Below are 13178 nucleotides of genomic sequence, written 5' to 3'. Positions count from 1 at the left end.
CCGGGGATGAATCTACGAAGCAGGCTTTATGCCCAGGGGGCGCCCCCATCTCACCAGCAACTTCCCGATGATCAGTCGGGGATCATCATACCCGGAGGAGAATGATCGGGATATAAGGGGCGCCATTCATGGCGACCTCAATGACGCGCCGGACCCTGATACCGCAGCGTATTTAAATTCCCCTGCAACACCAAATCCCGCTTCAGCGTTGACACCTGTCGGCACACCTCCGCGATCGCGCGGTGATCGCGTAACTTCTTCTGCCACTTCTCAGGTACCTGATCCAGCTGCTGATACAGCGCCTCGAGCGAACCAAACTGCAGCAGCAGTTCCCGTGCGCTTTTCGGCCCGATGCCGGGCACGCCTGGAATTTTGCTGCTGCTGATACCGCATAAGCCCCAGTAATCCGCCAGCTGGGCCGGCGCGACGCCGAACTCCTGTTCGATAAATGGCACGTCCAGCCAGCGCTTTTGAAAATAATCGCGGATGCGGATGCTCGGCGCCAGCAGCTGGCAGTAACCTTTATCGGTGGAAACGATGGTGGCCTGATGACCGGCGTCGGCCATCTTCACTGCCAGCGTCGCGGCCAGATCGTCCGCTTCATCCTGTTCGGCAACCCAGCATCTGACACCGCTGGCCTCAAAGGCCGCCTGCAGCGAGGCCATCTCCTGCTGTAAATCATCCGGCATCGGCGGGCGACCCGCTTTGTAGTCCGGCAATAACTGATGACGCCAGCCAGGCTGTCGGTCATGGCTGTCAAACACCGCCACCACGTGCGTTGGCCGCGTGTGACCCAGCAGCTGATGCAGCGCCGCCACGCAGGCCTCACGACAGGGCGAACCCTGCACCGCATGCAGGCGGCGGATCAGATTGAGCGCGTCGATAATAAGCAGATGAAGCGACATAGTGATACCGGCAGCCCGCAGGCTGCCTTCCTGATGGGTTATTTGATGATTTCGTAGCAGGGGATGTAAGCGCTGCCGGGCAGCTTCATGCGCTGCTGCGCGACGAAGCCCTGCAGCAGTTCGTCCATGCGGTGCATCAGATCGGCATCGCCTTGCAGCTGATACGGACCTTTTTCCCGGATTTCGCGGATCCCCATCTCTTTGACGTTACCGGCCACGATGCCCGAGAAGGCACGCCGCAGATCCGCCGCCAGTTTTTCCGCTGGCTGATTCGGGAACAGCTTGAGGTTGGCCATATTTTCGTGGGTCGGCAGGAACGGCACCTGCAGATCCGGTGCAATGCGAATCGACCAGTTGAAGCTGTAGGCATCGCCGGTTTCGCGGCGGTACTCTTTCACCTGCGGCATGGCTTTCTTCATCAGACGCGCCACTTCCGCAGCATCATCAATGATGATTTTGTAATGCCGGCGCGCGGCTTCACCCAGCGTATTAACGATGAAATCATCCAGCACGCGGAAGTAATCGGCGCTCTCTTTTGGCCCGGTGAGGATCAGCGGCAGGACCTGGTCGCTGTTCTGCGGATTCATCAGAATGCCCAGCAGATACAACAGCTCTTCTGCCGTGCCGACGCCGCCCGGGAAGATCACGATGCCGTGCGCGATGCGCACAAAGGCTTCCAGACGCTTTTCGATATCCGGCATGATGATCAGTTCATTCACCAGCGGGTTAGGTGGCTCCGCAGCGATGATCGACGGTTCGGTCAGGCCGATAAACCGGCTGTCGTGATAGCGCTGCTGTGCATGGCCTACCGCTGCCCCTTTCATCGGCGCTTCCATCACGCCCGGACCACAGCCGGTACAGATGTTCAGTTCGCGCAGGCCCATCTGGGTCCCGACATTGCGGCAATATTGATATTCGACCGCGTTGATGGAGTGACCGCCCCAGCACACCACAGTGTTGGGATATTCGCCCACGTGCAGCGCGCGTGCGTTGCGCAGAATAGAGAACACCTGATTGGTGATGTGCGCGGAGTCGGTGACGTCCTGATTTTGTAAACGATCCGCCGCCGAGAGCTGACCGTTAACAAACAGAATGTCGCGCAGTACGGCAAACAGGTTCGCCTGCAGCGAACGGATAATCCGGCCGTCAACAAACGCCTCTTCCGGCGGGTTGATCAGCTCCAGTTTCACGCCGCGCTCGCGGCGCAGCACGTTGATGTCAAAGTTTTCGAAGCGGGAAAGCAGTTCGTGGCTACTGTCGGTCTGGCTGCCGGAGTTGAGTACCGCCAGCGAGCAGTTGCGAAACAGCTGGTAGAGATCGCTGCTGGCAGTACGCTTCAGCATGTCGACTTCCAGCTGGGAGAGCAGATCCATTGAGCCAAGCGGGCTGATATGTGTAATCAAGAGAACTCCTTTACACGCAAATGCGTGACTGATGACGCTGCGCTTAACCCGTTGAGCGCAGTGACGAAAATCCTTCGGTAAGCACGCTGTCGCCCTCGCGCCTGTACCAGAGTACCGTTGTCGGCCGCGAATGCTCAAGTGGAACCGCGCATCCGTGCGGCGGCCTGCGAGACATCTCGCAATCTGTTACTGGCGCACCAGGCGGGAGTAGCCCGGCGTGAAGGGGACATTGCTGCGCCACGGATTGATATCCAGCCCGCCGCGCCGCGTGTAGCGCGCGTAGACGGTTAATGCTGCTGGCTGACAAAAGCGCTGAATATCGTTAAAAATACGCTCGACGCACTGCTCGTGAAACTCATTGTGCTGGCGGAACGAAATCAGATAGCGCAGCAGCGCTTCGCGATCGATACGCGGGCCCTGATAGCGAATCATCACCGAGCCCCAGTCCGGCTGATTGGTGATCAGACAGTTCGATTTCAGCAGATGGCTGACCAGCGTCTCTTCAACCACTTCGCTGCCCGTTGCGCTGGCGAGGTAATCAGCGTTAAAGCCGTAATCGCTGATGGTGATATCCTGCTCGTCAATGACATCGCCAGCGAAGTGCCCGATCGGCTGACCTTCCACTTCGCTCAGACGAAACAGCGCCACGCTGACCTGGCCGTTAGCGCAGGCGCTGAGATCGCGCTCCAGCGTTTGCCGTACGGCGCCCCAGTCGGCGAAAATCGTCTGGTTAAAGCTGTTAAGATAGAGTTTGAAGCTTTTGGACTCGATCAGATTCACGCTGTCGGCGCTTAGCACCACTTCGCCGACCGCGACCTGCGGCACGCCTTTGCTGTTTAGCCAGGAGAGTTCATACAGCGTCCAGATATCTGCGCCGTGGAACGGCAGGTTATCGGGATAAAGCCCGAGCGGCTCGCGATTCAGGCTGCGCGGCACCGCCTGCAGCAGCGTGTTATCGTAGCGATCAACATACGCGGTGGGCTTACCCAAAGTCAGGCCGCTCAGCGCCGTATCCCGGTTTTCAGAAGACATAACGGTTACCACTAAAATCCATCAAAGGGAGTCAGTGTAACCGATCACCAGCGAGAAGATGAATGATGCAGCAAACCGCAGAGGCCCTGCGCGATTTTACCGCCCGTTATGTAGCGCACTGGCAGCAGCAGCACGGCCATTTTCCCGCCAGCGCAGAGCTGTACGGCGTGCCGTCGCCCTGCATTATCAGTGAACTGGATGAGCGTGTCCTGTGGCAGCCGCAGGACTTTACCCTGCCAGCCTCGCTGGCAGCCGTTGAGCGCGCACTGGATATTCAGCTGCAGCCGGACCTCACCACGTTCTACACCACGCAATTTGCCGGCGACATGCACGCGCAGTTTGCACAGCAGCCGCTGACGCTGCTGCAGGTGTGGAGCGAGGACGATTTTACCCGCCTGCAGGAGAACCTGATTGGTCATCTGGTGATGAAGCGCCGTCTGAAACAGAGCCCGACGCTGTTTATCGCCACTACAGATTCGGAGCAGGATGTTATCGCGGTGTGTAATCTGACCGGTGAGGTGATTGTGGAGCAGCCGGGAACGAAAAAACGGCAGAAACTGGCGGTGGATATTCAGACATTTCTTAATGCTTTACAACCGGTTAGTTCGTGAGTTGCAGACTTTTCTCGCAGCCTTTGTAAGAGATCTCTCACAACTGTTGTGCGAGATCGCCAGATCATTGCGCAGACTTCCGGAAGTCCGCAATGTAAAAATATTGTGAATCATGCAGTTATGGCATCAATCCGAAAATACAGACATGGCTTAATCGTTTAACGGCGCTTACTGACTTGTTATTGCGATGGTTTCTGCCAGAATAGTCACCACTGGCAGGAAGCCACGGATTGAGAGACGTTCAGGAGAATGTCAGCCAGGCGGCAGGAACGTAACGGAGTTTACGTCACAGGGAAGGCTTCAGGATGAAGCAGGACACTCCGGAGTGAGTAAAGGACACCTCCAGGATGGAGAATGAGAGCCACGCGGGATGTGGCGGGCCAGGATGCTAAGGACCAATGTCACGATGACAGGCGACGGAAAGCGCAGGAACAGTTGTCAAGGATGAGCAGGGAGCACAGCGGTGGCGGGAATGCTGCAAACGAACCGGGAGCACTGTAATCACAGTGCTCCCTTTTTTTATGCCGTTTTTGCGCGCGCACCCACTAATGATATGCTTGCCGCCCCTTTTTGACGCGGAGGTAGCGTATGTCGACGCACCTGATTATTCAGCGGCTGCAGCAGGTCGAAGCGGTGATGCGCGAACACGGCCACTGGCAGACGCACGCCCCGGCGGCGGAAGCCTTTAATAGCACGCAACCTTTCTGTCTCGATACCCTGCAGCCGCTCGAATGGCTGCAGTGGGTCCTGCTGCCGCGCATGCAGGCGCTGCTTGACGCCGGCGCCGCGCTGCCGCAAAACTTCGCCGTTACACCTTATTATGAGATGGCCCTGCCGCCCACCACGCCGGGCCATGCAGCGCTGCTGCTGACGCTCAGCCAGCTTGATGCGCTGTTTGCGCCGCCGGACGTCTGATGCTGGAGATCATTTATCAGGATGCATGGCTGGTTGCGGTAAATAAACCGGCGGGCTGGCTGGTGCACCGCAGCTGGCTCGATCGCAAAGAGAAAGTGGTGGTGATGCAGACGGTGCGCGATCAGATTGGTCAGCACGTATTTACCGCGCATCGCCTCGATCGGCCCACGTCTGGCGTGCTGTTGATGGGGCTCTCCAGCGAAATCGGGCGGCTGCTGGCGCAGCAGTTTGAGCAGCATCAGATTCAGAAGACCTATCACGCAGTGGTGCGCGGCTGGCTGGACGGTAGCGCAACGCTGGATTATCCGCTGGTGGAAGAGCTGGATAAAATTGCCGACAAGTTTGTCACGGAACCGCGCGCGCCGCAGCCGGCAGTCACCGATTATCGCGCGCTGGCGCAGGCAGAACTGCCGGTGACTATCGGCAAGTACCCCAGCGCACGTTATACGCTGGTTGAGCTGTCGCCGCACACCGGGCGCAAGCATCAGCTGCGACGCCATATGGCGCACCTGCGTCATCCGATTATTGGTGACAGCTCGCACGGCGATCTGCGGCAGAACCGCGGTGCCGCAGCCCACTTTGGCATGGATCGACTGATGCTACACGCCAGTGCGCTGACGCTAACGCATCCGGTGACCGGCGAACCGCTGGTGATTCGCGCCGGGCTGGATCGCGTCTGGCAGCAGATGCTGCAATCGTTTGGCTGGCAGCAGCAACTGCCCGAGGTGCCGAGGGTTGAGTTTGCCGCTGAGGCAGTCCAGGATAAGCCGACAGAATAAAGGAGCGGCAAAATGGCAAAGATTGGCATTTTTACAGGTACGGTGTACGGCAACGCGCTGCTGGTTGCCGAAGAGGCGCAGCCGGTGCTGGAAGCGCAGGGGCATGAGGTGAAGGTGTTTGAAGATCCCTCACTGGCCGACTGGCAGGCTTACAGCAAAGAGGTCGCGTTAATTGTTACCTCGACCACCGGGCAGGGCGATTTTCCGGACAATATCGCGCGGCTGTATGTGCAGGTGCGCGATGAACTGGGCTATCAGCCTGAGCTGCGCTATGGCGTGATCGCTTTAGGCGACAGCAGTTACGACCATTTCTGCGGGGCTGGAAAGACTTTTGATGCCACGCTGCAGGAGCAGCAGGCGCAGCGTATTGGCGAGGTGCTGCTGGTGGATGCGACGGAAAATCCGGAGCCCGAGTCAGTGACCACGCCGTGGGTGGAGAGCTGGGGTAAGTTGTTGTAGTTTGGCCTGGTTCACGCCCTCACCCTAACCCTCTCCCGCTGGCGGGAGAGGGAACAGCCTGTGCGCGGGGGCTGCAGGGATGAAACTTAATGGTTCACCCGAACAGCTTCCTCTTCCGCCAGGTTTGCGCACATCACGTCACCGGTGCCGGATTGAATACTGCCAGCTGGTTACGTATTCCCCAGCGATCTGACCACGTCTGTTTACGTCCGCTGGCGATATCCAGAATCAGCTCGAACAGCCGCCAGCCGACCTGTTCAATACTCTCTTCACCCGTCGCGATGGTGCCGGCATTGATGTCCATCAGGTCATGCCAGCGGTTCGCCAGCGCGCTGCGCGTCGCCATTTTGATCACCGGAATTGCCGCCAGACCGTAAGGCGTGCCGCGCCCGGTGGTGAACACCTGCAGCGTAATGCCGGAAGCCATCTGCTGGGTGCCACAGACAAAATCGCTGGCCGGCGTGGCGGCGTAAATCAGCCCGCGCTGCGTCGGGCGCTGTCCGGGTGACAGCACTTCGACAATCGGGCTGCGGCCGGATTTGGCAATTGAGCCCAGCGCTTTTTCTACCACATTGGCCAGGCCGCCTTTTTTATTGCCCGGCGACGGATTCGCGCTGCGGTCGGTTTGCCCCTGGCTCAGATAATCGTCGTACCACGCCATCTCCTCCAGCAGCCGTTTGCCCACCGCTTCGTTTACCACACGCGGCGTCAGCAGATGGATCGCATCGCGTACCTCGGTCACTTCCGAGAACATCACCGTCGCACCACAGCGCACCAGCAGATCCGAGGCAAAGCCAACCGCCGGGTTGGCCGTCACGCCGGAAAACGCATCACTGCCGCCGCACTGGGTGCCGACCACCAGCGCTGACGCCGGGCAGGTTTCGCGCTGACGCTGGTTGAGTTTTTTCAGATGGCGCTCGGCCACCTGCAGAATTTCATCGACCATCGCGCCAAAGCCCACGTGACGCTCATCCTGCAGGCGCACGATATCGCGCTCATCCAGCGAAATGGCCTGTACGTCCGGTGTACCGGTCAGCAGGCGCTCCGGCTGTAATTTTTCGCAGCCGAGGCTCACCACCATCACTTCGCCGCCAAAATTAGGATTCAGCGCAAGATTGTGAATGGTGCGAATCGGCACCACCGCCGCCGGTGCGTTGATCGCCACGCCGCAGCCATATAAATGGTTGAGCGCCACCACGCCATCGACGTTGCTATAGCGCGGTAGCAAATCGCGCTCAATCAGCTGCACCACATAATCCACCACGCCCGCCACGCAGTGCACGCTGGTGGTGATGCCGAGCAGATTGCGCGTGCCGACGCTGCCGTCGGCGTTGCGATAGCCTTCAAAGGTGTAGCCGTCCAGCGGCGGCAGGGGCGGCGGCACGTTGGTTGCCAGCGGCAGGCTGGCCAGCGGCGGGGCGGCGGGCAGCGCCACCAGTGACTCCTCAATCCAGCTGCCACGCGCAATCGGGCGCAGCGCTGTGCCAATCACTTCACCGTAACGCACGATGTCGCCATGCAGGGCGATATCGCTCAGTGCCACTTTGTGCCCCTGCGGCACATGCTCAGTCAGCTGCAGACCGTCATCAAAGCGGCTGCCTGCGGGCAATCCCTGATCGTTGACCACTATCGCCACGTTATCGGCGTCGTGCACTTTAATGTAGCGCGGTTTGTCTGTCAGAGGTCGGTTCATTGCTCACCTTCCGGTTCGTCGCACCGGTCATAGCGGTGCGGTTGAAATCACGTCCGTCACATCATCGTTATTTGCCAGCCTCAGTATAAGCAGGGGTATTCACCCGCGCATTGTGCAACTGACTGGCTTTGTGCCGCGATCGGCGCGCAGTTTGGTTCGTTTTACCAAACGCAAGTGAAGAGCCTCACAAAGCGTACGCTTGCTGTTCGCTTTTGCAGCAATCTGGCGGCTGAATGGCGGGTTCCGTGAGCCACGCCGCAGCGTTATGGGCAAATGCCAGAAAATCGTGCCGGATTGGGGATTATCCTCGGGCGTTCCTCCAGTGTTTCGCGGCGATGCTGTTCCTATACTGATTGCCGTTCTTCAACGTTTGGTTATTCGTCACGACGCATCATCGTTTTGCCATAACAACAATCGCCGTGTTTAACCCAACATCATTCTGATACCCAACGCGATGTGTATGCAGTCAGAGTGAATGTAGCGTTCGCTATATTTCAGGAGTGCATCATGAATAGTTACAGCCAGACAGCGGCAGCGGTGCAGAAGCGCACCAACGCCCGTTACTGGATTGTGGTGATGTTATTTATCGTCACCTCGTTCAACTACGGTGACCGGGCCACCATTTCGATTGCCGGTTCGGCGATGTCGAAGGAGATCGGTCTCGATTCCGTCGGCCTCGGCTACATCTTCTCCGCCTTCTCGTGGGCGTACGTTATTGGTCAGATTCCTGGCGGCTGGCTGCTGGACCGCTTCGGCTCCAAACGCGTCTATTTCTGGAGCATCTTCCTGTGGTCGCTGTTTACCCTGCTACAGGGCTTTGTCGACATCTTTAGCGGCTTCGGCATTGTGGTGTCGCTGTTCCTGCTGCGCTTCATGGTGGGACTGGCGGAAGCGCCGTCTTTCCCGGGTAACAGCCGTATTGTTGCTGCCTGGTTCCCGGCGCAGGAGCGCGGTACCGCCGTCGCCATCTTTAACTCCGCCCAGTACTTCGCCACGGTGATTTTCGCACCGATCATGGGCTGGCTGGTGGCCGAGGTGGGCTGGGCGCACGTGTTCTGGTTCATGGGCGGGCTGGGCATCATTCTCAGCTTTATCTGGCTGAAAGTGATTCATGACCCGAACGATCACCCTGGCGTGAACAAAGCCGAGCTGGAGTACATGGAGCAGGGCGGTGCGCTGATCAACATGGATGCGAAGAAAGCCGAGCGTAAAGTGAGCTGGGATGAGAAATGGTTCCAAATTAAGCAACTGCTCTCCACCCGCATGATGTGGGGGATCTATCTCGGTCAGTACTGCGTTAACGCCCTGACCTATTTCTTTATTACCTGGTTCCCGGTGTATCTGGTGCAGGCGCGCGGCATGTCGATTCTTAAAGCCGGCATGATCGCCTCGATTCCCGCCATCTGCGGCTTCCTCGGCGGCGTGCTGGGCGGCGTGATTTCAGATTATCTGATGCGTAAAACCGGCTCGCTAAACATCGCGCGTAAAACCCCGATTGTCATCGGTATGCTGCTCTCCATCAGCATGGTGATGTGTAACTACACCGAAACCGAATGGGTAGTGGTGCTGTTTATGGCGCTGGCGTTCTTTGGTAAAGGCATTGGCGCGCTGGGCTGGGCGGTGATGGCCGATACCGCACCCAAAGAGATCAGCGGCCTGAGCGGCGGTCTGTTCAATATGTTCGGTAACTTCTCTGGCATCGTCACGCCGATTGCCATTGGTTACATCATCGCCACCAGCGGTTCGTTTGAAGGGGCGCTGATTTATGTCGGCATCCATGCGTTTGTGGCGGCGTTCAGCTTCCTGGTGATAACCGGCGATATCAAACGTGTCGAACTCAAACCCCGGTCATAAGGAACCGAATATGAATACGCAAAGTTCCCCGGTGATTACCGACATGCAGGTGGTTCCGGTGGCGGGTTACGACAGCATGCTGCTCAACATCGGCGGCGCGCACAGCGCCTGCTTCACCCGCAATATCGTGGTGCTGACCGACAGCGCCGGCCACACCGGCGTCGGCGAAGCGCCGGGCGGTGAAACCATCTATGAGACGCTGGTCGCGGCAATACCGCAGGTGAAAGGGCAGCAGGTGGCGCGCATGAACCGGCTGGTGCAGCAGGTGCACAAAGGTAACCAGTCGGCGGATTTCGATACCTTCGGCAACGGCGCCTGGACGTTTGAGCTGCGGGTCAATGCGGTGGCGGCGCTGGAAGCGGCGCTGCTCGACCTGCTCGGCCAGTGCCTCGGCGTGCCAGTGGCCGAACTGCTGGGGCCGGGTCAGCAGCGCGATGAGGTCACGGTGCTGGGCTACCTGTTTTACATTGGCGATCGGCGTAAAACTGATTTGCCGTATCAGAGCGGCGACGCGGCCGGTCACGACTGGTATCACCTGCGCCATCAGGAGGCGCTGACGCCAGACGCGGTGGTGCGCTTAGCCGAAGCGGCGCAGGACAGGTACGGCTTCAAAGATTTCAAACTGAAAGGCGGCGTGCTGCCGGGCGAGCAGGAGATTGCCTCGGCGGTGGCACTGAAGCAGCGTTTCCCGGACGCGCGCATCACCGTCGATCCCAACGGTGCCTGGCATCTGGATGAAGCCATCGCGCTGTGCAAAGGCCTGCACGAGGTGCTGACCTATGCCGAAGATCCGTGCGGTGCCGAGCAGGGATATTCCGGGCGCGAAGTCATGGCCGAGTTTCGCCGCGCCACCGGTCTGCCGGTCGCCACCAATATGATCGCCACCAACTGGCGGGAGATGAACCACGCGGTGATGCTCAACGCGGTCGATATTCCGCTGGCCGACCCGCACTTCTGGACGCTGAGCGGCGCGGTACGCGTGGCGCAGCTGTGTGATGAGTGGGGGCTGACCTGGGGCTGCCACTCCAATAATCACTTCGACATTTCGCTGGCGATGTTTACCCACGTCGGCGCAGCGGCACCGGGTAAACCGACCGCCATCGATACCCACTGGATTTGGCAGGAGGGCGACCAGCGTCTGACTAAAGAGCCGCTGCAGATCCGCAACGGCAAAATTGCCGTGCCGGACAAGCCCGGCCTCGGCGTTGAGCTGGACTGGGATCGCCTGCGCCAGGCTAACGCCCTGTATCAATCGCTGCCGGCAGGCGCACGTAATGACGCCACGGCAATGCAATATCTGGTTCCCGGATGGTCGTTCGACCGCAAGCGTCCGGCTTTTGGACGCCGCCATGCATAAGGAGCAGGAAATGAGTCACACCCCGAAAATTACATCAATGCAGGTCATTCCGGTGGCCGGTTACGACAGCATGCTGCTGAATCTGAGCGGTGCCCACGCGCCGTTTTTTACCCGCAATATCGTGATTGTGAAAGATAACGCCGGCCACACGGGCGTGGGCGAGATCCCCGGCGGCGAGAAAATCCGTCAGACGCTGGAAGACGCGGCGGCGCTGGTGACCGGAAAAACCGTCGGCGAGTACAAAAATATCCTTACCCTGGTGCGCACTACCTTTGCCGATCGCGATGCCAGCGGGCGCGGCAATCAGACCTTTGACCTGCGCACCACCATTCACGTGGTGACCGGCATCGAAGCGGCGCTGCTGGATCTGCTCGGCCAGCATCTTGGCGTCAACGTGGCGTCGCTGCTGGGCGAAGGACAGCAGCGTGACCGCGTCGAGATGCTCGGCTACCTGTTTTACGTCGGCGATCGCCGCAAAACGTCACTGCCGTATCAGAGCCAGACCGATGATCCGTGCGACTGGTATCGCCTGCGGCATGAGGAAGCGCTGACGCCGGACGCGGTGGTGCGCCTGGCAGAAGCCGCCTACGAAAAATATGGCTTTAACGATTTCAAACTGAAAGGCGGCGTACTGCGCGGCGGTGAAGAGGCCGAAGCAGTAACCGCACTGGCGAAGCGTTTCCCGCAGGCGCGCGTGACGCTCGATCCCAACGGCGCCTGGTCGCTGAATGAGGCCATCCTGCTCGGTAAACAGCTGAAAGGCGTGCTGGCTTATGCAGAAGATCCGTGCGGCGCTGAACAGGGTTACTCCGGACGTGAAGTGATGGCCGAGTTCCGGCGCGCCACCGGTCTGCCTACCGCCACCAATATGATCGCCACCGACTGGCGTCAGATGGGCCACACGCTGTCGCTGCAGTCGGTCGATATTCCGCTGGCCGATCCGCACTTCTGGACCATGCAGGGCTCGGTGCGCGTGGCGCAGATGTGTCATGACTTCGGCCTGACCTGGGGTTCGCACTCCAACAACCATTTCGATGTTTCGCTGGCGATGTTCACCCATGTGGCCGCCGCCGCACCGGGCGCCATTACCGCCATCGACACCCACTGGATCTGGCAGGAGGGCAACCAGCGCCTGACCAAAGAGCCGTTGCAGATCAAGGGCGGCATGGTGCAGGTGCCGCAGAAGCCGGGTCTCGGTGTCGAACTGGACATGGATCAGGTGATGCAGGCCCATGCGCTGTATCAGCAGCATGGACTGGGCGCGCGCGACGATGCGCAGGCGATGCAGTTCCTCGTGCCGAACTGGACATTTGATAACAAGCGTCCGTGCCTGGTGCGCTGATTTTATTCCGCCCGCCCGCGGGCGGCGGTGCTAAATAACAGGAGTAAAGATCATGAGCAATGCCTGGCCCAACCCTTTTCGTCGTCGTTTGCTGGCAGGGGAAACCCTGATTGGCAGCTGGTGCGCCCTTGCCAATCCTCTCACCACGGAAGTGCTGGGGCTGGCGGGCTTTGACTGGCTGGTGCTGGACGGCGAACACGCGCCGAACGACATCACCACCTTTATTCCGCAGCTGATGGCGCTGAAAGGCAGCCCGAGCGCGCCGGTGGTGCGACCGCCGTGCAATGAGCCGATCATCATCAAGCGTCTGCTGGATATTGGCTTCTATAACTTCCTGATTCCGTTTGTGGAAACCGCAGAAGAGGCGGCGCGCGCGGTGGCATCGACCCGCTATCCGCCAGCCGGTATTCGCGGCGTGTCAGTTTCGCATCGCAGCAACATGTACGGCACGCTGGCGGACTACAACGCCACCATCAATGACAACATCACCGTGCTGGTGCAAATCGAAACCCAGCAGGCGGTGGACAACATTGACGCCATCGCGGCGGTTGACGGTGTAGACGGCATCTTTGTCGGCCCGGGCGATCTGTCAGCGGCGCTGGGCTATCTCGGCCAGCCGGCGCATCCGGAAGTGCTGAAAGTGATCCGTTACATCCTTGAGCGCGCCAAAGCCGCCGGTAAGCCGAGCGGGATTCTGGCGCCGGTGGAGGCTGACGCACGCCGTTATCTCGAATGGGGTGCCAGCTTTGTTGCCGTCGGCAGCGATTTGGGTGTTTTCCGCCACGCCACGCAGGCGCTGTGCGACAAATTTAAGCAGTAACTGACGAA

12 protein-coding genes are annotated in these 13178 nt (G+C 59.4%); 8 read left to right on the top strand and 4 right to left on the bottom strand.

Going from position 1 to position 13178, the window contains the following annotated elements; all coding sequences use genetic code 11:
* Window positions 1-137: 137 nt before the first annotated feature.
* The 3 genes from xni to queF form a co-directional block, all read right to left on the bottom strand.
* Window positions 138-905 (bottom strand): flap endonuclease Xni, encoded by a 768-nt coding sequence (gene xni / locus C1Y42_RS22220; protein ID WP_104094370.1) that lies wholly within the window; start codon window positions 903-905, stop codon window positions 138-140.
* A 38-nt stretch (window positions 906-943) separates the two neighbouring features.
* Window positions 944-2308: a nucleotide 5'-monophosphate nucleosidase PpnN gene (gene ppnN / locus C1Y42_RS22215; RefSeq protein WP_021507381.1), complete on the bottom strand. Its 1365-nt coding sequence runs from the start codon at window positions 2306-2308 to the stop codon at window positions 944-946.
* 186 nt (window positions 2309-2494) lie between these two features.
* A complete protein-coding gene (gene queF, locus C1Y42_RS22210; protein WP_058757052.1) occupies window positions 2495-3340 on the bottom strand; it encodes an NADPH-dependent 7-cyano-7-deazaguanine reductase QueF in 846 nt (281 codons plus the stop codon).
* Window positions 3341-3402: 62 nt separating this feature from the next.
* Between queF and syd the strand changes: the two genes are divergently transcribed.
* The 4 genes from syd (at window position 3403) to C1Y42_RS22190 (ending at window position 6104) form a co-directional block, all read left to right on the top strand.
* Entirely contained in the window at window positions 3403-3951 is a 549-nt protein-coding gene (syd, locus tag C1Y42_RS22205) for a SecY-interacting protein (RefSeq protein ID WP_059010890.1), read from the top strand.
* A gap of 588 nt (window positions 3952-4539) precedes the next feature.
* Complete coding sequence (locus C1Y42_RS22200; RefSeq protein WP_021507377.1) at window positions 4540-4866, top strand: YqcC family protein; 327 nt, start codon at window positions 4540-4542, stop codon at window positions 4864-4866.
* Window positions 4866-5645 carry a tRNA pseudouridine(65) synthase TruC gene (gene truC, locus C1Y42_RS22195; protein WP_104094369.1) on the top strand — a complete coding sequence of 260 codons (780 nt, stop codon included), beginning with the start codon at window positions 4866-4868 and terminating at the stop codon, window positions 5643-5645. Before C1Y42_RS22200 ends, truC begins: the two co-directional genes overlap by 1 nt.
* Window positions 5646-5657: 12 nt before the next feature.
* Complete coding sequence (locus tag C1Y42_RS22190) at window positions 5658-6104, top strand: flavodoxin (protein ID WP_021507375.1); 447 nt, start codon at window positions 5658-5660, stop codon at window positions 6102-6104.
* Between the two features lie 133 nt (window positions 6105-6237).
* On the opposite strand, the gene garD is transcribed toward C1Y42_RS22190, so the two are convergent.
* Complete coding sequence (gene garD, locus C1Y42_RS22185; RefSeq protein WP_058757048.1) at window positions 6238-7797, bottom strand: galactarate dehydratase; 1560 nt, start codon at window positions 7795-7797, stop codon at window positions 6238-6240.
* A gap of 507 nt (window positions 7798-8304) precedes the next feature.
* Here garD and C1Y42_RS22180 point away from each other — a divergent pair.
* Genes C1Y42_RS22180 through garL form a run of 4 tightly spaced genes read left to right on the top strand, consistent with a single transcriptional unit; the run spans window position 8305 to window position 13170 of the window.
* Window positions 8305-9651: an MFS transporter gene (locus tag C1Y42_RS22180; RefSeq protein WP_058771607.1), complete on the top strand. Its 1347-nt coding sequence runs from the start codon at window positions 8305-8307 to the stop codon at window positions 9649-9651.
* 10 nt (window positions 9652-9661) lie between these two features.
* Entirely contained in the window at window positions 9662-11008 is a 1347-nt protein-coding gene (locus tag C1Y42_RS22175; RefSeq protein WP_104094368.1) for an enolase C-terminal domain-like protein, read from the top strand.
* Between the two features lie 10 nt (window positions 11009-11018).
* Complete coding sequence (gene gudD, locus C1Y42_RS22170; protein WP_058757045.1) at window positions 11019-12350, top strand: glucarate dehydratase; 1332 nt, start codon at window positions 11019-11021, stop codon at window positions 12348-12350.
* Window positions 12351-12402: 52 nt separating this feature from the next.
* On the top strand, window positions 12403-13170 hold the full coding sequence (garL, locus tag C1Y42_RS22165) for a 2-dehydro-3-deoxyglucarate aldolase (RefSeq protein WP_021507370.1): 768 nt from the start codon (window positions 12403-12405) through the stop codon (window positions 13168-13170).
* Window positions 13171-13178: the final 8 nt, after the last annotated feature.

Origin of the sequence: Pantoea sp. ICBG 985 (assembly GCF_002928365.1) — a bacterium.
Lineage (GTDB): Bacteria > Pseudomonadota > Gammaproteobacteria > Enterobacterales > Enterobacteriaceae > Pantoea > Pantoea dispersa.
Note: the sequence above shows the minus strand (reverse complement) of the source record. Positions and strands in the feature narration are given on the sequence as shown.

Excerpts from the sequence above, each read along its gene's own strand:
- C1Y42_RS22200 (WP_021507377.1), top strand. The coding sequence starts at position 4,540 with ATGTCGACGCACCTGATTATTCAGCGGCTGCAGCAGGTCGAAGCGGTG.
- C1Y42_RS22190 (WP_021507375.1), top strand. The coding sequence starts at position 5,658 with ATGGCAAAGATTGGCATTTTTACAGGTACGGTGTACGGCAACGCGCTG.
- garD (WP_058757048.1), bottom strand. The coding sequence starts at position 7,797 with ATGAACCGACCTCTGACAGACAAACCGCGCTACATTAAAGTGCACGAC.
- C1Y42_RS22175 (WP_104094368.1), top strand. The coding sequence starts at position 9,662 with ATGAATACGCAAAGTTCCCCGGTGATTACCGACATGCAGGTGGTTCCG.
- syd (WP_059010890.1), top strand. The coding sequence starts at position 3,403 with ATGATGCAGCAAACCGCAGAGGCCCTGCGCGATTTTACCGCCCGTTAT.
- truC (WP_104094369.1), top strand. The coding sequence starts at position 4,866 with ATGCTGGAGATCATTTATCAGGATGCATGGCTGGTTGCGGTAAATAAA.
- queF (WP_058757052.1), bottom strand. The coding sequence starts at position 3,340 with ATGTCTTCTGAAAACCGGGATACGGCGCTGAGCGGCCTGACTTTGGGT.
- xni (WP_104094370.1), bottom strand. The coding sequence starts at position 905 with ATGTCGCTTCATCTGCTTATTATCGACGCGCTCAATCTGATCCGCCGC.
- C1Y42_RS22180 (WP_058771607.1), top strand. The coding sequence starts at position 8,305 with ATGAATAGTTACAGCCAGACAGCGGCAGCGGTGCAGAAGCGCACCAAC.
- garL (WP_021507370.1), top strand. The coding sequence starts at position 12,403 with ATGAGCAATGCCTGGCCCAACCCTTTTCGTCGTCGTTTGCTGGCAGGG.
- gudD (WP_058757045.1), top strand. The coding sequence starts at position 11,019 with ATGAGTCACACCCCGAAAATTACATCAATGCAGGTCATTCCGGTGGCC.